Here is a 22,507-nt window from a genome sequence, read left to right on the forward strand (position 1 = left end):
GATCTATCTATCCTGAGATGAGTTTCCCCGCTGTATCCAGAGTCTGACCCCTTTATTTGCCGTATTTTAGACGCTCCCCGGAGTTATTTCCATGTCCCAAGCTATCGCTAATGTTACCTTGCCCATTGTTGTGGCCAAAATCGAGACGGTGTTGCAAGCCCCCTCCTACCCCCACCCTGGAACTACAGCGAATACCACCGACCTACGGCAGCGCCTAACCGCCTACCTATGACGACGCCTACCGGTCCTTTACGTCATTCCCATACAGTCCATGGGGACGATGAGGCCATCGTCACCTGTGCGAACCATCGCCTTGATCGGGAGGTGGCCATGGCCTCCGACTGGTTTGGCTAGAAGCCGCCGGAGCTAGAAACGTTCGGTTCTACCCATAGCCAAATCGTAGAGGAAAGCCGTAATCTCGCAATAGCCCCCGGCCTAGGTGGCCCTAGCCCCGCTGCGAGTCAGGTAAGTTCATTGGCGCACCCTCCCTTCTTTTCCCTCAGCCAACTGTTCAATCAAGGGTCGTCGCCCTGGGTGCAGGGCGGGGGTGGGAGTCGGTCATCTACAGATGGCATCGGCACCCTAGAAGCCCAGGCCCAGGAACGACGACGGGCCGAACAGGAATGGCTAGGGGGCATTGCGGCCCTGGCTCAGCTTTTGGCCACTTGTCCCGCCCCCATCGCCCGATCAGGGGAACGGTTCCCTCTGGGAGTGGTGATCTCAGGGCCATTTCCGGTACTGCCGGATCGCCTGGGAGGGCAGTTGATCCACCACTGGTTGCTGGTGCCCGAACCGCTGGAGCGCATTTTGGCCGTTGCCCGTCCTCAGTTGCCCGGTCGGCAGCGGGGGCGAATGGAGGGCACCCTCAACGACCTGCCCATGGTGCCTCTCTCCCCCGAAGATCCCCTGGCCCAGGAGCGCTTTTGCCTGTTGCTCACCGCCGACTTTTGCCTCGTGCTGGTGCTGGGGGATGGGGACGATGGCCAACCCAGTTTTCGCTTTTCCTTTGACCCCACCCTAGCCGAGCAAACTTGGCAGCAGGTACGGCTGCGCATTGCCCAGGTGCGCCCCGCCCTGCTGGCTACGGTAGATTCCCTGATCACGCAATTTCCGCCCGTGGCCCCCGACTATCGCCTGGTTACCCAATACAGTCACCTGTTGATCCAACGCCTACGCCACCAAGCTCAGCCCTCCGCCCCTAGCCCCGTGGTCTTTGCCGCCGCCGAACTCACCCCCCGCCGCGAAATCCTGGGGCGTGAGGGGTGGCCCGCCTCCCGGCCCGCCAGCCCGTTGGGGCCAGCCCTCGCTGCCGACCCCGCCGCCGACCCCGCCGACCCCGCCCCGGATCTAGAAATGGGCAGCGACACGGAACTGCTGAAGGCCATGGCCCACGAAATTCGTACCCCCCTCACCACCATCCGCACCCTCACCCGATCCCTACTCAAGCGCAAGGATGTGACCGAGGAAGTCGCCCGACGGCTGCGATCCATCGACCGGGAATGTACCCAGCAGATCGACCGCTTTAACCTAATTTTTCGGGCAGTAGAACTGGAAACCGAAGCCCATCAACAGCCCAAATCGCCCCTCTCCGCCTTCCCCCTCGATCACCTCTTCCAGGAGGCCATTCCCCTATGGCAGCAGCAGGCCAGCCGCCGCAACCACACCCTGACCGTTACCCTGCCCCCCCAACTGCCCCTGGTCAACAGCGACCCCACCATGCTGAACCAGGTACTCGCGGGCCTGATTGACCGCTTTACCCACAGCCTCCCCCCCTACAGCCACATCGAACTGGCCGTCACCCTTGCCGGACACCAGCTCAAACTTCAGTTCCAATCACACCCCCCCGACGCCGATGCCAACGACCCAGGGCCAAATGCCGATACCCTGCTGTCCTCCCCCTTCAAAGCCCTGGGGCAACTGCTGATTTTTCAGCCCGAAACCGGAGGGCTAAGCCTCAACCTCCACGCCACCAAAAACCTGTTTCAATCCCTGGGCGGCAAACTCATCGTTCGCCAACGCCCCCAAGCCGGAGAAGTTCTCACCGTCTTTCTACCCCTAGAAACCCGCACCCTGTAATGGCAGAGCCACTCACGGACGCTAGGGCGTGTCATGCACGAAGTGGTAGTGCATGAGTCTACGGGGCAGAGGAAAACTAGCCAGAAACAGCCATCTACTGCCGTAAGGTCTTTAGGGTCGTCTGATTATTCTCTAGCCTTTACGAAAGCCTGTACGAAATAGGACTACCCGGCTTGGGGTACAAGCACTGGCCCTGGGATCGACGCAAAGGAAACCTCATTGAGCATTGGCATGGCAGTTACCAAATGAGGGGTAACGGGAGCGTTCTGGCCAGGGACGGACAGGGTACGATGGATCTAGAATAGAAACCCTTTACTTTTCTTCAACCCCACCCTTCCTAACGTCCCATGGCCAAGTCCAAATCTCCCGCTGCAACTGTGATGACTGGCGCACAGATCCGCCAGACCTTTTTGGACTTCTATGCGGCGCGGGGCCATGCCATCAAAGCCAGCGCTTCCCTGGTGCCAGAGGATCCCACGGTGCTGCTCACCATTGCCGGGATGCTGCCCTTCAAGCCGATTTTTCTGGGCCAGCGGGCGGCGGATGTGGATCGGGCGACAACCTCCCAAAAGTGCATTCGCACCAACGACATCGAAAACGTGGGCCGCACCGCACGGCACCACACGTTTTTTGAGATGCTGGGCAACTTCAGCTTTGGGGATTATTTCAAAGAGCAGGCCATCGCCTGGGCATGGGAACTTTCGACGGAAGTGTTCAAGCTGCCTGCGGAACGCCTGGTAGTGAGCGTGTTCCGCGAAGACGACGATGCCTTTGCCATCTGGCGCGACCAGGTGGGCATTCCCGCCCATCGCATTAAGCGCATGGATGAGGCCGATAACTTTTGGGCCTCTGGCCCCACGGGACCCTGCGGCCCCTGCTCCGAAATTTACTACGACTTCCACCCCGAACTGGGCGACGACCACATTGATCTCGAAGACGATAGCCGCTTCATCGAGTTCTACAACCTGGTGTTTATGCAGTACAACCGGGATGCCGAGGGCAACCTGACGCCGCTGCAAAACCAAAACATCGATACCGGGCTGGGCCTAGAGCGGATGGCGCAAATCCTCCAGCAGGTGCCCAACAACTACGAAACCGACCTGATTTTCCCCATCATCGAAACGGCGGCGAAGCTAGCGAACCTCGACTACGCCCAGGCCGACGATAAAACCAAGGTGTCCCTCAAGGTGATTGGCGACCACGTGCGGGCCGTCGTTCACATGATTGCCGACGGTATCACCGCCTCTAACGTGGGTCGGGGCTACGTGCTGCGGCGGCTAATTCGGCGGGTGGTACGCCATGGACGACTGATCGGCATTGAAGGCGCGTTCATCAGCACCGTGGCCGAAAGCGCGATTCAGCTTGCCGAAGAACCCTTCCCTAACACCCGCGAACGGGAGGCCACCATCAAAGCCGAACTGAATCGGGAAGAGGCCCGCTTTTTGGAAACCCTGGAACGGGGCGAAAAGCTGCTAGCGGAAATACTCAAGCGCGAGGCGGCCTCCAAGGCGAAGCAAATCTCTGGCCTGGATGCCTTCGTGCTCTACGACACCTACGGCTTCCCCCTAGAACTCACCCAGGAAATCGCCGAAGAACAGGGCCTTACCGTCGATGGAGCGGGCTTTGAGGCAGCGATGGAAGAACAGCGCCAGCGCTCTAAGGATGCCCACGAAACCATTGACCTGACCGTGCAGGGTAGCCTCGATGCCCTGGCCGAACACATCCATTCCACCACCTTTTTGGGCTACACCGAGGCCAGCAGCACCAGCCGAGTTGAGGCGATTTTGGTGCAGGGCAGTGCGGTAGACCAAGCCGAAGCAGGCCAAGACGTGCAGATCGTCCTCGACCAAACCCCTTTCTATGCCGAATCCGGTGGGCAGATTGGCGACCGGGGTTATTTGTCCGGCGAGTCCGTGGTCGTCCGCGTTGTGGATGTGAAAAAGGACAGCGATTTCTTTGTCCATGTGGGCCGAGTGGAGCGAGGTACCCTGAAATCCGGCGATGCCGTCACCGCCCAGATTGATCGCGCCTGCCGCCGTCGTGCCCAGGCCAACCACACCGCCACCCACCTGCTGCAAGCGGCCCTGAAAAAGCTGGTGGATTCCGACATTTCCCAGGCGGGTTCCCTGGTAGCCTTCGACCGTCTGCGGTTTGACTTCAACTGCCCCCGCGCCCTCACCGCCGACGAAATTCAGCAGGTCGAAGAACAGGTCAACACCTGGATTGACGAAGGCCACGCCGCCGACGTAGCCGTGATGCCCATCGACGAGGCCAAGGCCAAGGGCGCTACCGCCATGTTTGGCGAAAAGTACGGAGCCGAAGTGCGGGTGATTGACTTCCCCGGTGTTTCGATGGAACTGTGCGGCGGCACCCACGTCAGCAACACCGCCGAAATTGGCCTGTTCAAGGTGATTTCCGAAACCGGGGTGGCCTCCGGCATTCGCCGCATTGAAGCTGTCGCTGGGCCAGCGGTGCTGGAATACCTCAACGTCCGTGATGCCGTGGTGCGGGATTTGTCCGACCGCTTTAAGGCCAAGCCGGAAGAACTACCCGACCGCATCACCACCTTGCAAACCGACCTGAAAGCGGCTCAGAAGGAGTTGGATGTCCTCAAGTCGGAACTGGCGGTGCTGAAGTCCGATCAGTTGATTGCCACCGCTGAAACCGTCGGTAACCTGAAGCTGATTGTGGCGGAACTGGAGGGCGTCAGTGCCGAAGCCCTGAAAACCGCCGCCGAACGCCTGCTGCAAAAGCTGGGAGCCGGAGCCGTTGTCCTCGGTTCCATCCCCGAAGCCGAGAAAGTTAGCCTCGTCGCCGCCTTCAGCCCGGAAGTCATCGACAAAAAGCTGCAAGCGGGCAAGTTCATCGGCGGCATTGCCAAGATCACAGGCGGCGGCGGTGGCGGACGGCCTAACTTGGCTCAAGCGGGCGGGCGCGATCCGGGTAAATTGGCGGAAGCATTGAATACGGCTAAAGCCCAACTAGTGGAGAGTTTGCAATAGTCTTATACTAAATCTGGCTTGTTTGCCCCCGGTATCAGCGGGCGAGGAGACCTCGCCCCTACGGTTTGCTGGGCTGGGAATCGGGGTTATTCGATTAGGATTTGGTATGGCTAGGCCGCAGCGAACCCCCGTTTTGCTGATTAGGAAACCACTCAATTCAGACCCAACGAATTACGACGTCGCTAACTGAGCACCCCAATCGCAGGCGGTTTCCCAGCCTAGCCCCTTGCGGATGATGGTAGGTTCGTCGTCGATCATGTCAATGATGGTGGAAACCTCGTAGGCCATGGGTTCATCGTCGTCGATGATGATGTCCACCAGTTTTTCCAGCACATCAAACACCTCCGCCTTGTCGATATGACGGGGCTTGGATTTAGCCGCCGGATGGGGCACCACACTTAGGGCCGATGTAGAAATGATGGGATGCTCCAGCGTTTCAATCAGTGCCAAACAAATGGGGCTATTGGGAACTCGAATCCCGGTGGTGCGGCGTTTAGGACTCATCACCAGGCGCGGCACCTGCTTGGTGGCGGGCAGCAAAAAGGTAAACGGCCCCGGAATCAGGCGGCGAATAATGCGGTAGGCATTGTCATTCACAACGGCATAGTCGGTAATGTTCGACAGGGAGGAACAGAGGAAGGTGAGGGGTTTATCGTTGGCGAGCTGCTTGATTTGGCGCACCCGCTGCACCGCCTCCCGATGATTGAGGTCGCAGCCAATGGCGTAGACTGTGTCTGTGGGGTAGAGGGCAATAGCCCCCTGACGCAGGGCATCCACGATGGTTTGCACCTTGCGAGACTGTGGAGTTTCGGGGTGCAGTCGATAGTGCGTTGCCATGGGGTTGCCTCTTCAAACGTCCCGAACCGTGCCGATGGGGCCAGGATGCTACCCCCCAAGCCCCTCCTAGGACGACTTTGGTGCGCTAGCCAACGGCGGCTCCCCTATCTTGGAAGAATTCTGGCACAGCTCAGCACATTTGTATGAAAACGATAGCCTACCTCGACTGTCCATCGGGCATTTCCGGTGATATGTGCCTTGGGGCCATTTTGGATGCCGGGGTGCCCATCGACTATCTTCAAACCCAGTTGGATCGGCTAGGGTTGGGGGATGAATTTCATCTGTCGGCGGCCCCCGTTTTGCGTCAGGGGCTTCGTGCCCTCAAAGCCAGCGTTGATTTGCAAGACTCGTTTGCCCAGGAAGTTTGGCAACACGACCACGGTAGCCACGCCCATAGTGCAGCCCACAGTCACAGTCACCACAGCCACGAACAAGCACATCCGGCCCACAGCCACAGTTCTGCCCATCGTTCTGCCCACGGTCACCATAGCCACACCCATAGCCACACCCATAGCCACGCTGTTGCCCACAGTCACGGATCTTCCCACAGCCACGCTTCCGCCCACAGCCACAGCCATCAGGACAGCCACAGTCACGGTTCCCCTAATCCTGAGCCGTCTCCCTCACTCCAGGCTGATCTCGATCATGGCCATCCCCCCGGTACCCGGCACCTGCCAGAAATTGAAGCCCTGATTACCCAGGCAGGTCTACCGGAACGGGTCTGTCGCTGGAGTTTGGCCGTTTTTCGGCAACTGGCGGAGGCAGAGGCGGCGGTTCACGGCATCGCCATCGACCAAGTGCATTTCCATGAGGTGGGGGCCACCGATGCCCTCGTGGACATTGTGGGCACCTGTTTAGGACTGGATTACTTGGGCATTGATGAACTGTTTTGTTCAGCCCTACCCACAGGGCAAGGACGGGTGAAAGCGGCCCACGGCTGGCTGCCTGTCCCGGCTCCGGCGGTGCTCAAGCTGATGGAAATGCGCCAAATGCCCATCTACAACAACGGTCTCTGGGGTGAACGGGTGACGCCCACCGGGGCGGCCATCGTGGCGGCGTTGGCCCAAGGGTTTGGGGAACCCCCAACGATGACCCTAAATCGGGTGGGATTGGGGGCCGGACAAAAGGACTTTCCCCAGGCCAACATTCTGCGGCTGTGGGTGGGAACGGTGACAGACCGTAGGGGCGAGGTCTCCTCGACCGCTCCGCCAAGTGACATTCAAAAAAGCAACGTTCAAAAAAATGACGTTCAGCAAAGCAACACCCCACCCAACACCGAAACCATTGCGGTGCTAGAAACCCAGGTGGATGACATGGTGCCCCAGGCCATGGGCTACCTCTATGACCGTTTATTTGAAGCAGGCGCTTTAGATGTCTTTGCCCAACCCATCGCCATGAAAAAATCGCGACCGGGGCTGCTGATTACGGTGCTGTGCCACCCCGACACCGAGGCCCGCTGTACCGACATTTTGTTTGCCGAAACGCCCACGCTGGGCATCCGTCATCGTCAACAACAGCGCACCATCCTTAAGCGAGACTTCCAAACCCTGGAAACCCCCTACGGCCCCATCACGCTGAAGGTGGCCTACCATCCCTCCACCCAGGCGGTGCTGAACGTCCACCCCGAATACGAGGACTGCGCCGCCCTCGCCCAACAGTGTGGCGTACCTTGGCAGGTGGTCTACCACACGGCTTTGGGATCTTGGTATCGGGATCAAGCCTGATGGAACAAACGTTGATGTAAACGAAGAGGACGAGGAGACCTCGTCCCTACAGTGTGTCGATTTGTCGATGTTATTGCGTTAGTTGTAGGGTGCCCTCACGGAGGAGCACCAACTAGCCGAGGGCTTCGAGGTAGTCGCGGATGCGGTTGCGGCGTTTGGGTTGGCGCAGTTTTTGCAGGGCTTTGGATTCAATTTGGCGCACCCGTTCACGGGAGAGCTCTAGGGCGCGGCCAATTTCCGCCAGGGAATAGGAGGTGCCGTCGGTGAGGCCAAAGCGCATGGTGATCACGTCCTGCTCACGGGTGGTGAGGTCGGCCATGAGCTGTTGCAGATCGCGCCGCAGGGATTCGCGAATCAAAATGTCCTCCGGCGACAGACCTTCGGTTTCCAGCAGGTCGCCCAGTTCGGTGTCGCGGTCTTTGCCCACCTTGGTTTCTAGGGAAACGGAGCGCGGCACCCGCAGCAGCACCTCGCGCACCTGCGGCCCGGTCATGTCCAGTTCCTTGGCGATGTCGTCCACGGTGGGGGTGCGGCCATTTTCTTGGGCCAGTTTGCGCTGGGCCTTTTTAATTTTGTTCAGCTTTTCGGTGATGTGGACGGGCAAGCGAATGGTGCGGCTTTGGGTGGCAATGGCGCGGGTAATGCCCTGGCGAATCCACCAGTAGGCGTAGGTGCTGAAGCGGTAGCCCTTGGTGGGGTCAAACTTTTCCACCGCCCGCTCTAGACCCAAGGTGCCTTCTTGGATCAGATCCAGCAGTTCTAGACCGCGATTTTGGTACTTTTTGGCCACGGAAACCACTAGGCGCAGGTTGGCCTTAATCATGTGCTCCTTCGCCCGAATGCCCTCGGCAACCACCTGCTCTAATTCGGGCACCGTCAGGTCGCTGAGGTCGGCCCAGGCCCGTTTGCCCGCCGCTAGGGTGGGTTTTAGTTCGGCAATGGGAACTTGGGCTTCCGTGGCCCAGCGCTCTAGGGAAGGTCGATAGCCCAACTGGGAAGACAGCCGATCCCGCGTTTGCAGCAGGGTGTGGTAGGTGCTGAGGATGCCGCCCTCTACCTTGGCGGCTTGTTCTAGGGCTTGCAGCCGTTGCATATAGTTTTGGACGCATTGGGCCTCGGAGACCTCCTCATCCTTGGCCAGCAGCTTTACCCGACCAATTTCCTGCAAATAGAGCCGCACCAAATCCGTAGTGCGACGGTTTTGCAGCAGGGCCGCTGCATCGGCCTCAAAGTCACCAGTGGCTAGATCCTCGACCTCAGCGGGATCCACATCAGCAGGGTGCATATCCGAGTTGGGGGTGTCCATTGCGGCGTCCTCAAGGTCTAGGGCATCGTCTGCGGTAGCGTCGTCATCTAAGGCGTGGTCGGCTGGCCCGTCGTCGTCCACCGCTGCGATCTCCTCGGCCTCCATGGTCTGATCGGCGGTCTGATCGGCGGTCTGATCGGCGGTTTCCCACCCATCGGCCTCCATGGCGTTCCCCCGTTCTAAAGATAGAGCCACCGTGCGGGTGGCCCGCTGGGCATCGTCGTCTCGGCTATAGCGTGGTGTTGCTACCATGACACTCTCGAATAACTCGTACAGATGGGCCATTAGTGGGCGATGCTGTTAGTGTTCCCCGCTGGCATATTTTTAGAAACAGTGTTAAGCAAACCAGTCACAAACTCGTCATAAATCCGTCACCAGCCCGTCACCAACGGAGCAACTCAGCCTGAATAGGGGCTAAAACAGACCCCATCGCTCCAGCCACGGGTAGGCCGGGTAGTTTCACTGACAGAGTAATCTACGCCAAGGTTGCCGCCCATTCCTGACGGAACGTTACACCTTCGTGAAAAACTCACATTAGTCCGATCATTCCCGATTAGGATGTGAGGATGATCGGGCTTCGATGGATCGGAGGCAATGGCCTGGATCCTCAGTGGCCTGTTGTTGAACCCTTGATCCCCGTCCGCCCATGTCAGACTTTCCCTCCTGGACAACCGAGGCCCAAGCCAAACTCAAAAACATTCCTTTTTTTGTCCGTGCCCAGGCCCGCAAACGCATTGAAGACGTGGCCCGCGAACAAGACGCCGACGCCATCACGGCGGAAATCGTGGAACAGGTGCGTCTAGAGTTTGGGCAATAGTGCTGCGATTCAATCATCCGTAGGGTGGATTCGCTCCGCCATGCACCACCCGAAGCCTTTACCGAGAGCCATCTCCCCGACGCGGCAACACTTGATCATAGGCGGCGAGGGTTTGCTTCGCGATGGCGTCCCAGCGGTAGTGGGTTTGGGCGTAGCGTTGGGCCTGCTGACCGCGAAGTTTACGCTGGTCGGGGCTTTGCAGACTTTCCTGTAATGCCCCTGCGATCCCATCCACAGAAAGATCGCAAACCCAGCCCGCCTCTCCAGCCACAATGTCGGGCCAGATGTACACGCCGTTGGAAATGACCACTGGCAAACCCGCTAACATTGCTTCGGCCACGGCAATGCCAAAGTTTTCGTAGTACGAGGGCAACACAAACAAGGCCGCCGCTTGCAGAAGCGCCTGCTTTTGGGCACCGCGCACAAACCCGGTCATCGTCGTGCGTTTGGCCAGCCCTAGGGTTTGAATCTGTTGCTCAATGGCTTGTTTATAGGCCGGATCTTGGGGATTGTCTCCCGCCAGCACCAGGTGAAACGGTCGATCCGCTTGGGCCACCTGGGCTAAGGCCGGAATCAGCAGATCTAACCCTTTTTTAGGGTCTAACCGCGACAGAAATAGGACGATGGGCCGATCCCTCGGTACTTGTAGGGCGTCCAACACCTGATCCTGTTCTGCCCGTGACAGAGAAGGCTGGGGATCGACGCCGAGGGGAATCACCCAGTCTGTGGTGGCCACCCCAAAGCGATGGGAAACCTCCGCCTCTAGGGGGCTGGTGAAGTGGATAGCCGCCGCCCCGGCCAAGTTAGGGCGTTCCAAGAGTTGACCATAGAGCTGTTTTAGGCGCTTTTTCTTGGCCAAGTCTGCGGGGTCGAGGGTGCCGAGGGGGCGCAGGATGTAGGGTAAGTTTTTCTGCCGAGCCACGGTGGCCGCTGCGGTGCTAATGGGGGAAAACAGGGCGTGAATATGGGCAATATCGTAATTCTGGGCGTTCTGGGACAGCCACCTCAGCAAATCCACAGAAAACTTGTAGCGCCGAAAGGGGGAACAGCGAAAATACCGCACTCTGTAGCCGTCCTGTTCGACGGGTTGATTTAGGGGCACATCAAGGGGGGCTTGCCCGCTGTCACCGTTGCTATCGGTGGTGAGGACGGTGACCTCCGATCCGGCCTGGGCGAGGGCTTGGGAAAAGCCGCGCACCATCTGGCTTGGCCCCCCATAGACCAGGGATATGGAAGGAACAATTTGCAGGACGCGGAGGGACATGGGAGGGTTGGAGGTGGGGATCGAGGGTTAGGGGTTAACGCCGAGGTCTTGATAGAAGGCCAGAAGCTCCTTGGCAAGGGCTGTGTTGGTGTAGTGGGTTATGGCGCGGCTGTAGCCCCGTTCGGCCAGGGTTTGGCGTTGACTGGGGTTCTCTAACAGCAGACGCAGGCGGTCGGCGAGGGCGGCGGCGTTGCCTTCGGGAAAGACCAGTCCGGCGTCTTGGATGACGTGGGGAATTTCGCCAGAATCGGATCCAATTACGGGCACGGCACAGGCCATGGCCTCAATCAACACATGGCCAAATTGCTCTTTCCAACCGACGGAGGTGAGGGTTTTGAACTGGTAAGTGGTTTCTGAAGGTAGCACCAGGGTATCCATGAGGTTGATGTAACTCGGCACATCGGCGTGGGGAACGCTCTCCACCCAGCGCACCTGGTCGGACAAGCCCGCCGCCGCCACGTTGGCTTGCAGCGTGTCTTTGAGGTCGCCTCGGCCCAGCAGCAGCAACACCCAGGGCTGGGGATGATCCTTCAGGCTTGCCAGGGCATCGCAGAGGGTGAGTAGCCCTTTTTCGGCCACAAACCGTCCCACAAATCCCACCACAAAGGTGTCTTCGGGAATATTGAGCTGCTGGGCTAGATCGGGCTGAGACTGTGGGAAAAAACGGGTTTCGTCCACCCCAAGCTGAGGCATCACTCGGTATGGCCCCTGGTAGCCCCGCTGGCGCAGTACATCAGCTCCGTCTTGGTTGCCCGCCACTAGACCGTCGGTGTGGCGCAGGTTATAGGATTCTAGCCAGGACACCGGAAACTTCAGGGCGTAGGGCAGGTTCCACCAGGTAAAAAAGACGTTCTTGGCGTTTAGGCCCAGCAGACGATTAAGGGTGATGGTTTGGGTATAGGCCAGGGATTTGGCCCCCTGTTCCACCTGAATCACCTGGGGCCGAAACTCGCGCATGAGCGTTACTAAGTCTGGCCCAAAACCCAGCAAGCCTTGATGATTTTGGCTAAAGTTGCCCAGGGGCACCAACCGAAAATTGCCGTCTTCCCAGCCCTGGGACTCGATCAGCCGATTTTGCACCCCCCCAGGACTCCAGCGCCGAGGCACCCCCACCCTCACCGTGATATCGGGACTGAGGTGCGCCAAAGCCCGTAGCTTTTCGCAGTTGAGGTCAACAATATAAGTATGGCTTAGCACCAACACACGCATGGCAAAAACCTTCAGGGCTGGGGAGGGGAGGGGCAACGGGGAAAAGCCTTGGGTTTAGACTAGGACATCCTCTGTCCTGTGACACAACGGAAAGACCCAGGGGCACCTGGGGGAGGTGTAAGCGTAGCTAGGGACGACTGGCAAAGGCATCGGTAGCCTCGATCAAAGCATCGACAATGCTGGCTTCCAGGGCTGAGTGGCCCGCGTCTTGGATCAAAACAAACGTTGCCTCTGGCCAAGCCCGGTGAAGTTCCCAGGCCGTCGTCGCCGGACATACCACATCGTAGCGCCCCTGCACAATCACGCCGGGAATGTGACGAATGCGATCTACATTTCGCAAAAGTTGATCATCCTGATCGAAAAAGCCATGATTGACAAAATAATGACACTCAATGCGGGCAAAGGCGAGGGCAAATTCGTCGGCCCCAAAGCGGTTCACCAGGTTGGCATTCGGCATCAGCATACTGGTGCTGGCTTCCCAAATCGCCCAGGCGCGGGCGGCTTCTAGACGAGTTTGTCGATCCTCACTGGTCAGCCGTCGATAATAGGCGGTCAGTAGGTCATCTCGCTCGGCCTCTGGAATCGGGGCGAGGTACTGATCCCAGGCATCGGGATATAAAAAGCTGGCTCCTTCTTGGTAAAACCAGTGAATTTCCTTCTGGCGCAGGGTAAAAATGCCGCGCAGAATCAGCCCATTGCATCGGTCAGGGTGGGTTTGGGCATAGGCCAGGGCCAGGGTGCTACCCCAACTGCCCCCAAATACCGTCCACTGCTCAAGGCCCAGGGTTTCGCGGATCGCCTCCATATCGCTGACCAAGGCCCAGGTGGTGTTGTCTTCTAGCTCGGCGTAGGGCGTACTTTTGCCGCAACCCCGCTGATCAAACAAAATGATTCGCCAGCGCTGGGGATCAAAAAACTGACGGTAGATCGGTGTGGTGCCGCCCCCCGGCCCACCGTGTAAGAAAATCACAGGCTTCCCCTGGGGATTCCCCACTTCCTCAATGTAGAGATGGTGAAGGGGAGAAACCCGTAGCCCAAAGGTATGGTAGGGCTCGATGGGAGGATAAAGGGTACGCATAGGGGCCAGCGAAGGAAATCGGGATCTGATCAGTGGCTCCCTAAAAACTGCGGAACAACTGAATCAATGGGGCTATTCTACCGCTGGTCAGAATGCTCCGAGATGCAGAGCGGTCGATTTTTATCCCCAGGAATTATCGACGGTTCCTGGGGTTGATCTTTACCACGCGCCATTCCCCTGTTTGCGGGTCACGAAGGCTGATAAAGGGGTTGGTTTTGAGGGGCTTATTGCAGGGATTGGCCACGGTAGGTACCCTCCTACGCTTTTTCCCATGGTAGGGAATGGCACCCCTAGCGTTGGTGATATACGAGGGGTGTTGGTCGTGATTGTGATCACAATTTTTTGTCCAGCATTGGCGGGCCAGTCATCTGGGTGCTCATTTTGGGCTCTAATCGATAAAATCTCATCGGTTTCAGCCATAAAGTCCGGCCTACCCTACTAGCCGTAGAAGGCGTGATCGGGTATCGGCTTACCAACCTTAACCAAGTCTTGATGCAGCCCTTCACAGCGATCCCAGAGTATTGAATGATGGAGAGGGACTAATCTCTAGTCGCCCCCGTGGGGTAGGGGATAGGCGATGGCCTGTTCCACACAGCCACATACCCCCGCTAGACCAACCACTAGACCTATCACTAGGACAATCACTATGACGAGCTTTCCCATTGACCTGGGCGCGTACCAACGAATTTCTCTAGATGCCGCTAACCCCACCCTCACCGACGAGCAACGCAGCGCCCTTAAGGCCAATATTCAGCTCTGTCGTGATGCCATTGTCTTCTTTACGGCCACGGGGGCGGCTCGCGGCGTAGGCGGACACACCGGCGGCCCCTACGACACGGTGCCCGAAGTGGTGATTTTGGATGCCCTGTTCCGGGGCGCGGGAGAGAAGTATGTGCCTGTGTTCTTTGACGAAGCGGGGCACCGGGTGGCCACCCAATACCTGATGTCGGTGCTGAACGGCGATATGCCCGCCGAGCAACTGATGCGCTACCGGGAAGCAGGCCAAAAGCTGCCCGGACACCCCGAATTGGGCCTCACCCCCGGCGTGAAGTTTAGCTCCGGTCGCCTGGGTCACATGTGGCCCTACGTCAACGGTGTGGCCATGGCGAACCCCGGCAAGACCGTGTTCTGCCTCGGTTCCGATGGCTCCCAGCAGGAGGGCAACGACGCCGAAGCGGCCCGGTTTGCGGTGGCCCACCATGTCAACGTCAAGCTGCTGATCGACGACAACGATGTCACCATTGCCGGACACCCCTCCAGCTACATGGGCGGCTACAGCGTCAAGAAAACCCTGGAAGGCCACGGCCTGACGGTATTTGAGGGCGACGGCGAAGACATCGACAGCCTCTATGCCAACATCTGCAAGGCGATCAACACCCCTGGCCCCGTGGCGGTCATCAACAAGCGGGCGATGGCGGTGGGCATCGAAGGCATCGAGGGCAGCACCCACGGCCACGACGTGATTTCCGTCAAAGCCGCCATCAGCTACCTAGAAGCCAAGGGCCACACCGCAGCGGTGGAAATCCTCAACGGCATTTCCCCCAGCCCCAACCCCTACGAGTTCATCGGCTCCAGCAAAACCACCGGGGCCAACCGCAACACCTTCGGCGATGCCATGGTGGAAGTGCTGGGCGAGATGGACGAAGCCACCCGCAAGGCCAGCGTTCTGGTGGTGGATAGCGACCTGGAAGGCTCCTGTGGCTTGGCCCAGATTCGCAAGGCCTACCCCGAAATCTTTGTCAGCGGCGGCATCCAAGAGCGGGGCAACCTCTCGGCGGCGGCGGGCTTTGGCATGGAAAAGGGCAAGCAGGGCGTGTTTGCCACCTTCGCGGCCTTTTTGGAAATGTGCATTTCCGAGATCACCATGGCCCGGTTGAACTACTCCAACCTGCTGTGCCACTTCTCCCACTCCGGCATCGACGACATGGCCGACAACACCTGTCACTTCGGCCTCAACAACTTCTTTGCCGACAACGGCCTGGATGACGGCTACGAAACCCGCCTCTACTTCCCCGCCGACCCCAACCAGATGAAAGCCTGCGTCAAAACGGTGTTCCCCAACCCCGGTCTGCGCTTCATCTTCTCCACTCGCTCCAAGGTGCCGATGATCCTCGATGCCGACGGCAACGAAATGTTCGGTGGCGACTACACCTTCACCCCCGGTAAGGATGAAGTCATCCGCGAGGGCACCGCTGGCTACATCGTCACCTTTGGCGATTCGGTCTACCGCGCCCTAGATGCGGTGGAACGCCTGAAGCAGGAAGGCATCGACGTGGGCCTGATCAACAAGGCCACCCTCAACGTCGTAGACGAAGAGATGATGGCCAAGATTGGCAAGGCTCCCTTTGTGCTGGTGACGGAAGCCTTCAACCGCAAGACGGGTCTGGGCAGCCGCTTTGGTTCCTGGCTGCTAGAACGCGGCTACACGCCCAAGTTCGCCTACCTGGGCACCCACGAAGAAGGCTGCGGCGGTCTGTGGGAACAGTATCCCCACCAGGGCATTGACCCCACGGGCATTATGGCCAAGGTGAAGGAACTGGTGGGCTAAGGGTTCTGAGTCCACTGAGGTAACCTAAACCCCCGGTTTCTTTCAGAAACCGGGGGTTTCTGGATGGCATTCCTCGGAAGCGACCTTGGATAGTTCTACTTGCTGTCGGGTTCTGCGATCTACACCCTGGTGGCGCGGTTAGGGTTGTTCCGTTCGAGGTCGCGCATGGCCTTGCCCCGCCAAAAAATGCGGATGGGGGTGCCCTCAAAACCGAGGTTCTCGCGGAATTGGCGTTCGACGTAGCGACGGTAGTTGTCCTTCAGCAACTTGGGATCGTTGACAAATAGCGTGAAGGACGGGGGCCGCACGGTGACCTGGGTGCCGTAGTAAATGCGGCCTTGGCGACCTTGGCGGGTGGTGGGTGGGGTGTGCCACTGCACGGCGTCTTCAAGGACTTCGTTGACCACGGAGGTGCTAACCCGGCGGCGGTGTTGTTCTACAGCTTGGTTGACCAACTCCAGAATTTTCGGTACCCGTTGTCCGGTTTTGGCACTGACATAGATACGTTTGGCCCAGTCTAGAAAATTCAACCGGGCGGCGATTTGGTGGTCAAAGTCGTAGATGGTGTAGCTGTCTTTTTCGACGGCATCCCACTTGTTGATGACGATCACGCAGGCCCGACCATCTTCTTCAATGCGGCCTGCCAGCTTTTGATCCTGCTCCGTCACACCATCCAGGGCATCGATCACCAATAGCACCACATCGGCGCGACGAATAGCCTTAAAGGCGCGGTTAATGCCGAAGAATTCCGGGCCGTATTCCACGCTTTTCTTTTTGCGGATACCTGCTGTATCAATGATGCGGTAGGTCTGGTCGCCGTGCTGCACCTGGGTGTCGATGGCGTCGCGGGTGGTGCCAGAAATGGGGCTGACAATGGCACGAGACTCGCCCACAAAGGCGTTCAGCAAACTAGATTTGCCCACGTTGGGCCGTCCCACAATGGCGACTTTAATTTCCTCGGTGGCTTCTTCCTCTACGGTTTCCGGCAGAAATTCCACTAGGGCATCCAGCAATTCTCCCGTGCCGCTGCCGTGGATGCCCGACACGGGGTAGGGTTCGCCTAGGCCCAGTTCCCAAAATTGCGCCGCCTGAACCACCCCCTGATCGATGGACTCGCACTTGTTGACCGCCAGCAGGATGGGGACGGACTGCTGCCGCAGCCAGGTGGCAATTTCCCGGTCGGATTCCGTGGGGCCAGTTTGACCATCCACCACAAAGACAGCGGCACTGGCTTCGGCGAGGGCGAGTTGGGCCTGTTCTCGAATGTAGGGCAAAAATTCCGTGTCATCGTCGAACACCAAACCGCCCGTATCCACCACCTGATAGTCACGGTCGCGCCAGAAGGCCATCTGGTAGGTGCGATCTCGTGTCACCCCTGGCTCATCGTGAACAATGGCGTCTTTACCCCCGGCCAGGCGGTTCACCAGGGTAGATTTGCCCACATTCGGGCGACCGATAACCGCAACAACAGGCAGTGGCATGGCGTTAGTTCATCAAATTCTCAATCTTTCCATTGTAGCGAGGGAAAATGGTACTGGGGAAAACTGCTATCAAATTAGTGCTTAAGCTGCTAGTCATCTAAAATACACTAGCTAGATTGCCCTAAAAGCCTTATAGCAAGGACTTTGGGGAAGGTTAATATGCGATTTAGATGCACATTAGCTTACCAGCGGGCATCAAAGGCACAGTCGATGTAGTCTTGCAGGATGAGGAAACGTCCATCGGCTAGGGTGAGGTAGCGGTCGGGACGGGTGGCGGCGGGAATCTGGGTGCGGCAAGCGACGAGGGCCACATCAAAGCGGCAAATAGTATTGGCCCACTGGGGATTTTTGAGCAGATAAACCTGGGCGGCTTTCCAGAGCTTGGTCTGTTTACGGCGAGTAATGGCCATCAGCCCATCGGCGTCCCAGTTGCCCTGGCTGCGGGTTTTTACTTCCACGAAGGCGATCTGGCCGTTCTGGGTCGGGTGGCCTTGGGTCAAGACTAAATCGAGTTCGCCGTAGGTGCAGTGCCACTGGCGATCCTTCACCGCCCAGCCCTTGGCGGTCATCCATTGGGCAATGAGTTGCTCACCGAGGGTGCCCAGTTCTGTCGGGGTAAGTGATGATCCGGCGGCAGGCAGCGGGTCAGGAAAGGCTGGCATGGTCAAGGTTCAAGCAGGGCAAAGTAGCGACGAGAATAAATAGAACCCCTTAGGCCATGGGGGCAAAGATACGGTGATTGATTTCTTGGGTCATGGCGGCACCGTAGTGCTTCTGTTGCTGTTGGACAAACTGCACCATCTTGAGATCGTGGGTCCACACATGACTGGTCAACCAAGTGGCAAGATCATGGACATCATCCAGGGTCAAGGGCCGCAGTCCTTGTTCTAGGGTAAGGCGGTAGTTGAAGATGAGCACCAGGATTTCCTCGTGCTGTTCGATATGGCTGATCCGGTCGGGATAGGCGAAGACTTCCATCAGCGCTTCTTCGGTTTCGCAGTGATCTATCATGGCGCTAAAGACGGCATCTAGCGACGTTTGAATGGCATCTTCGTCATGATCGCGCAGGATGGCTTGGTAGAGCTTCTCCAGCAGCGTCAGCAGGTAGTGATGCTCATCATCAATTTGGGGATGGTTGACCTTGCAGGCATCCCGCCAGTATGCCAAGGACATGGGCTTGCCTTTTTCACGTTTCCCACACTCTATCAGCCCTGCCTCCCCGGTTGGCGTGGATATTCACGGAACTTGGTCAACCCCATGGCGGAAAGTTAGGGAGATCGTAGGTATTACAGATGACGCCGTGAGGGCTTCTATGAAGACCTGTGAACCGTCCCCCCAGGCGGGTGTTGTTTGGCCCTAGGCTGAGGCTCTCCATCCCAAATCCGGTGAAATCCGCTGCATTAGGACAAACGGTTTAAGCCAGAGGCCCGATTAGAGAGTTCGGTTAAGGCCCGCAGCCGTTCGCGCATTTCGTCGGTAATCGCCCCATCCCGGTAGCGCCAGCCCCAGTTGCCGCCAGAGACTCCCGGTGTGTTCATGCGGCAATCGCTGCCGTAGCCCAGCACGTCTTGCAACGGGAGGATCGCCTGATTGGCCACCGACATCAGGGCAAGGCGAATCATCGTCCAGTGGATGCCTTCGGGGCTAAGGCATCCGGTGTAGAGCAACAGCCGATCCTTTTCGTAGTCCGAGGCTTTTTCGTACCAGCCGACGGTGGTGTCGTTGTCGTGGGTGCCCGTGTAGACAACGCTGTTGTGGCCATAGTTGGTGGGCAGATAGGGGTTGCCGCTGTCGGAACCAAAGGCAAAGTGCAGAATTTTCATGCCCGGAAACTCGAACTGGTCGCGCAGGGCTTCCACTTCCGGGGTGATGACACCCAAGTCTTCGGCCAGGATGGGCAGTCGGCCCAGGATTTGCCCCACGGTTTCAAACAGGGCCTCCCCTGGGGCTTCCACCCATTCGCCGTTGATGGCGGTGGTTTCTCCGGCGGGTACGGCCCAGTAGGCTTGCAACCCCCGAAAATGGTCTACCCGAATGAATTCCACATACTTCAGGAGGGTGCTGAGGCGCTGAATCCACCATTCAAAGCCGTGTTTTTCCAAGACTTTCCAGTTGTAGGTGGGGTTGCCCCAAAGCTGCCCAGTTTCGCTGAAATAGTCTGGTGGAACGCCCGCCATCTGTGCCGGGGTTAGGGTTTCCGGGTCGATCATAAAGTTTTCAGGGAAAGCCCACACATCGGCGCTGTCGTGGGCGACGTAGATGGGAATGTCGCCAATGATCTGAATCTGCCGCTCGTTGGCGTAGGCTTTTAGGGCCGTCCACTGGCGGTAAAACTCGAACTGGAGAAACTTGTGGCAAAAAATATCGCTGGCTAACTTTTCTCGCCATTCTGCCAGGGCTTCGGGTTCGCGGCGGGCGATGGCCTCATCCCACTCTGACCAACTGGCCCCACCAAAGGCATTTTTGAGGGCCATAAAAAAGGCAAACTCCTCCAGCCAAAAGTGAAATTCGGCACAGAAGTCTTCAAAGGCTTTTAGATCGTCCTCACTGGCCCCCTCCCGAAACCGACTTGCGGCCCGCTCCAGCAGTCGCATCTTCACCGGAATCACGGCATCAAAATCTACCCAATCGGCGGGGGACGGCTCTAAGTCGTGGAGTTCGTCGGGGTATAGCCAGCCATCTTCGCACAACTGCTCCAGGCTGATCAGCAGCGGATTGCCCGCCATGGAGGAGTAGCACATATAGGGCGAGTTGCCGTGCCCCGTTGGCCCCAGGGGCAACACCTGCCAAAGCTGCTGGCGCGTATCGGCCAAAAAATCCACAAACTCGTAGGCCGCTACCCCCAGGTCGCCAATTCCCAATCGGCTGGGCAGAGAAGTGGGGTGCAGCAGAATGCCGCTGGATCGGGGAAAGGGCATAGTCAAACCTGTGCAATTCCAGTAGACTTTAGCACGACCAACCGGGGTTATTTGGCCCCCTAGACGGTGATTTTTCAGGGAATTTTGGTGCCATGACAACCTATCGCAACCCCGCCCCCACGGTGGATTTAATCATTGAACTGCTGCACCATCCCCACCGCCCCATTGTGCTGATTGAACGCCACAACCCGCCCCTGGGCTGGGCCTTGCCCGGTGGCTTTGTGGACTATGGCGAATCTGTGGAAGCCGCCGCCCGCCGCGAGGCCCTAGAGGAAACCCAGATCACCGTTACCCTAGTGGAGCAACTGGCGGTCTATTCCGACCCCCAGCGAGATCCCCGACAGCACACCCTCAGCGTCGTCTTTTTGGCCACCGCCACCACCGACCCCATTGCCGGAGACGACGCCAAAACCGCCGCCATCATCCAACCCTGGACCTTACCCGAAAACCTTTGCTTTGATCACGACCGCATTTTGCGCGATTATTGGCAATACCGCTTTTACGGCCACCGCCCCCGCTTTGGGGTGGATGTTTAAACTCTAAGGCAACCTATGGAACGCACCATCATCAACACCCCCAACGCCCCCGCCCCCGTTGGCCCCTACAACCAGGCCGTAGCGGTAACGGGACAACTGCTGTTTGTATCGGGTCAAATTGCCCTCGATCCCGCTACCGGGGAACTGGTTGGCCCTGGGAATGTGGTGGCCCAAACGGAACAGGTGATCACCAACCTCCAGGCCATTCTCACCGCCGCTGGGGCCAGCTTTGACAATGTGGTGAAAACAGGCGTTTTCCTGAAAGATATGAACGACTTCGCCACCGTCAACGAAATCTACGCCAAATACTTCGGAGGGGAGAATGCCCCCGCCCGTGCCTGTGTGGAGGTGGCTCGCCTGCCCAAGGATGTGGCGGTGGAAATTGAGTGTATCGCCGCGCTATGAGCCACGCCCCAGAGGTGTGACCGCAAAAGGTATGACAGATTGCTAAAGTTGCCGCTTTCGGTATGCCATCCGACAAAATCTTAAGGGTTTGTTTGCCCGGTCTTAACCCAAATAGGGGTATGGCTTAATTTTTGGCGCTGAAGATAGAGGCGTATGACCATGGCAGACTGGACAAGGCTTAGGATCTTGAGCCCCCAGTCTGGTTGGCCGTGTTCGCATCCCTTCGGCGCATTCTGGGTACTCCCTTGTCTATCCCCATTCTCACTCCCTACGCGGTTGCCGCCGGGGAAGGGCGTCAGCAAAGCTTTATCGATCTTCTAGAACAGCTTTACCGAGAACGATCTCTGATGGCCTATCCCGCCGGACAGAGCATTCCGCTGAAGACTGACGAGGTGCTGATTGTGTGTCGTGGGGTCGTGCAGCTTTTCACAATTCAACCAGACGGTAGCGAAACGCTGCTGGGTCTAGCAGGGCCATCGATGCCCATGGGCCTGCCACTGTCCATCGTGGATCCCTACTGGGCCATGGCCCTCACCGATGTAGACGTACTGGCGCTGCCCTTTGGCGAGGTGGAAGCCTCCCCGGTCTTAATGATGGGCGTTTTTCGGAATCTCACCCTGCGCCTCCAGCAAACCGAAGCTTGGCTGGCTCTTTCTGGCAAGCGCCTGGTCGCGGATCGGCTCAGGCACTTTTTGATGCTCATTGCCAAAGACTTTGGCCAGGTAGAACCCCAGGGCATTCGCATCCCCCTTAAACTCACCCATCACCAATTGGCCACCGCTGTAGGCACTACCCGCGTCACCGTCACCCGCCTACTAAAGGAATTCAAAGCCGAGGGCTGGATCAGCCTAGATCGTCGCCACATCGTCCTCAGCACCGGAGCCCAGTCTCCCGCCACCCAACTCCTCAACTAACAAACCTTAACCAACAAAACGTCGTCCTTGTGGATCAAAACTAGCTCTATACAGACCAGCCCCTACACCATTGTTGATGCGGCCTTAGACTAAATCCGGCTGACTTACCCACGGTATCAGCGGGCTAGGAGACCTCACCCCTAAGGTTTGTTGGCATGGGAATCGGGGTCTTCTGGCTCGGACTTATATTAGACCGGAAAAAAGCGCCCCCCTTGCGAGAAGCGCTTTTTTCCTTAGTCAACTATCGCTAGCTGAGGCATGGACGGGTCAATGAGATGAACTCAGAGACTAGCCGATGATTTCAGGAGCCTCGGCGGTAGCCAGGTCGAGGGGGAAGTTGTGAGCATTGCGCTCGTGCATCACTTCCATACCCAGGTTGGCCCGGTTGATCA

The 22,507-nt window shown here is 58.2% G+C and carries 20 protein-coding genes; 10 read left to right on the forward strand and 10 right to left on the reverse strand.

Features of this window, described 5'->3' with window-relative positions; all coding sequences use genetic code 11:
* The first annotated feature begins 91 nt into the window (after positions 1-91).
* The 4 genes from H6G62_RS09010 to alaS all read left to right on the forward strand — a co-directional run bounded on the left by H6G62_RS09010 (position 92) and on the right by alaS (position 5,078).
* The gene (locus H6G62_RS09010; protein WP_190494243.1) at positions 92-232 is read left to right on the forward strand and encodes a hypothetical protein; all 141 of its coding nucleotides are present in this window, start codon (positions 92-94) and stop codon (positions 230-232) included.
* Positions 229-354 (forward strand): hypothetical protein, encoded by a 126-nt coding sequence (locus tag H6G62_RS28290; RefSeq protein WP_277883014.1) that lies wholly within the window; start codon positions 229-231, stop codon positions 352-354. The genes H6G62_RS09010 and H6G62_RS28290 overlap by 4 nt, the downstream gene beginning before the upstream one ends.
* A gap of 120 nt (positions 355-474) precedes the next feature.
* Positions 475-2,076: a HAMP domain-containing sensor histidine kinase gene (locus H6G62_RS27320; RefSeq protein WP_199324855.1), complete on the forward strand. Its 1,602-nt coding sequence runs from the start codon at positions 475-477 to the stop codon at positions 2,074-2,076.
* Positions 2,077-2,456: 380 nt separating this feature from the next.
* A complete protein-coding gene (gene alaS, locus H6G62_RS09020) occupies positions 2,457-5,078 on the forward strand; it encodes an alanine--tRNA ligase (protein ID WP_190494245.1) in 2,622 nt (873 codons plus the stop codon).
* Between the two features lie 171 nt (positions 5,079-5,249).
* On the opposite strand, the gene H6G62_RS09025 is transcribed toward alaS, so the two are convergent.
* The gene (locus tag H6G62_RS09025) at positions 5,250-5,915 is read right to left on the reverse strand and encodes an L-threonylcarbamoyladenylate synthase (RefSeq protein ID WP_190494247.1); all 666 of its coding nucleotides are present in this window, start codon (positions 5,913-5,915) and stop codon (positions 5,250-5,252) included.
* A 143-nt stretch (positions 5,916-6,058) separates the two neighbouring features.
* Here H6G62_RS09025 and larC point away from each other — a divergent pair, with 143 nt between their 5' ends.
* Positions 6,059-7,639, forward strand: coding sequence for a nickel pincer cofactor biosynthesis protein LarC (gene larC / locus H6G62_RS09030; RefSeq protein ID WP_190494249.1), 1,581 nt, complete (start codon positions 6,059-6,061; stop codon positions 7,637-7,639).
* A gap of 112 nt (positions 7,640-7,751) precedes the next feature.
* On the opposite strand, the gene sigC is transcribed toward larC, so the two are convergent.
* The gene (sigC, locus tag H6G62_RS09035) at positions 7,752-9,197 is read right to left on the reverse strand and encodes an RNA polymerase sigma factor SigC (RefSeq protein ID WP_277883015.1); all 1,446 of its coding nucleotides are present in this window, start codon (positions 9,195-9,197) and stop codon (positions 7,752-7,754) included.
* A 394-nt stretch (positions 9,198-9,591) separates the two neighbouring features.
* On the opposite strand from sigC, the gene H6G62_RS09040 reads away from it, so the two are divergent.
* The gene (locus H6G62_RS09040) at positions 9,592-9,762 is read left to right on the forward strand and encodes a PCP reductase family protein (protein ID WP_190494250.1); all 171 of its coding nucleotides are present in this window, start codon (positions 9,592-9,594) and stop codon (positions 9,760-9,762) included.
* A 58-nt stretch (positions 9,763-9,820) separates the two neighbouring features.
* Here H6G62_RS09040 and hpsP read toward each other — a convergent pair whose 3' ends face one another.
* The 3 genes from hpsP to pip form a co-directional block, all read right to left on the reverse strand.
* Positions 9,821-11,026, reverse strand: a complete 1,206-nt coding sequence (gene hpsP / locus H6G62_RS09045; RefSeq protein ID WP_190494252.1) for a hormogonium polysaccharide biosynthesis glycosyltransferase HpsP — start codon at positions 11,024-11,026, stop codon at positions 9,821-9,823.
* A 27-nt stretch (positions 11,027-11,053) separates the two neighbouring features.
* Positions 11,054-12,235 carry a hormogonium polysaccharide biosynthesis glycosyltransferase HpsO gene (gene hpsO / locus H6G62_RS09050; protein WP_190494289.1) on the reverse strand — a complete coding sequence of 394 codons (1,182 nt, stop codon included), beginning with the start codon at positions 12,233-12,235 and terminating at the stop codon, positions 11,054-11,056.
* A gap of 127 nt (positions 12,236-12,362) precedes the next feature.
* Positions 12,363-13,313, reverse strand: coding sequence for a prolyl aminopeptidase (pip, locus tag H6G62_RS09055; RefSeq protein WP_190494254.1), 951 nt, complete (start codon positions 13,311-13,313; stop codon positions 12,363-12,365).
* Positions 13,314-13,959: 646 nt separating this feature from the next.
* On the opposite strand from pip, the gene H6G62_RS09060 reads away from it, so the two are divergent.
* Entirely contained in the window at positions 13,960-15,861 is a 1,902-nt protein-coding gene (locus tag H6G62_RS09060) for a transketolase C-terminal domain-containing protein (RefSeq protein ID WP_190494257.1), read from the forward strand.
* A gap of 119 nt (positions 15,862-15,980) precedes the next feature.
* Here the strand turns inward: H6G62_RS09060 and der are convergent, their stop codons facing one another.
* The 4 genes from der to malQ all read right to left on the reverse strand — a co-directional run bounded on the left by der (position 15,981) and on the right by malQ (position 20,260).
* Positions 15,981-17,342, reverse strand: a complete 1,362-nt coding sequence (gene der / locus H6G62_RS09065) for a ribosome biogenesis GTPase Der (protein WP_190494259.1) — start codon at positions 17,340-17,342, stop codon at positions 15,981-15,983.
* Positions 17,343-17,524: 182 nt separating this feature from the next.
* Positions 17,525-18,004: a YraN family protein gene (locus tag H6G62_RS09070; RefSeq protein ID WP_190494262.1), complete on the reverse strand. Its 480-nt coding sequence runs from the start codon at positions 18,002-18,004 to the stop codon at positions 17,525-17,527.
* Positions 18,005-18,053: 49 nt separating this feature from the next.
* Positions 18,054-18,515, reverse strand: a complete 462-nt coding sequence (locus H6G62_RS09075; protein WP_190494264.1) for a hemerythrin family protein — start codon at positions 18,513-18,515, stop codon at positions 18,054-18,056.
* Positions 18,516-18,742: 227 nt separating this feature from the next.
* Positions 18,743-20,260, reverse strand: coding sequence for a 4-alpha-glucanotransferase (gene malQ / locus H6G62_RS09080; RefSeq protein WP_190494291.1), 1,518 nt, complete (start codon positions 20,258-20,260; stop codon positions 18,743-18,745).
* A gap of 92 nt (positions 20,261-20,352) precedes the next feature.
* On the opposite strand from malQ, the gene H6G62_RS09085 reads away from it, so the two are divergent.
* The 3 genes from H6G62_RS09085 (at position 20,353) to H6G62_RS09095 (ending at position 22,115) form a co-directional block, all read left to right on the forward strand.
* Positions 20,353-20,796 carry an NUDIX hydrolase gene (locus H6G62_RS09085; RefSeq protein WP_190494266.1) on the forward strand — a complete coding sequence of 148 codons (444 nt, stop codon included), beginning with the start codon at positions 20,353-20,355 and terminating at the stop codon, positions 20,794-20,796.
* 15 nt (positions 20,797-20,811) lie between these two features.
* A complete protein-coding gene (locus H6G62_RS09090; protein WP_190494268.1) occupies positions 20,812-21,201 on the forward strand; it encodes a RidA family protein in 390 nt (129 codons plus the stop codon).
* 245 nt (positions 21,202-21,446) lie between these two features.
* Positions 21,447-22,115 (forward strand): Crp/Fnr family transcriptional regulator, encoded by a 669-nt coding sequence (locus H6G62_RS09095; RefSeq protein WP_242051904.1) that lies wholly within the window; start codon positions 21,447-21,449, stop codon positions 22,113-22,115.
* 288 nt (positions 22,116-22,403) lie between these two features.
* Here the strand turns inward: H6G62_RS09095 and H6G62_RS27760 are convergent.
* Positions 22,404-22,507 (reverse strand): photosystem II protein D1 (locus H6G62_RS27760; protein WP_199324857.1); only part of this gene is annotated, 104 nt, incomplete at its 5' end.

The sequence above is a fragment of the Phormidium sp. FACHB-1136 genome (assembly GCF_014697375.1).
Taxonomy (GTDB): domain Bacteria; phylum Cyanobacteriota; class Cyanobacteriia; order Phormidesmidales; family Phormidesmidaceae; genus Nodosilinea.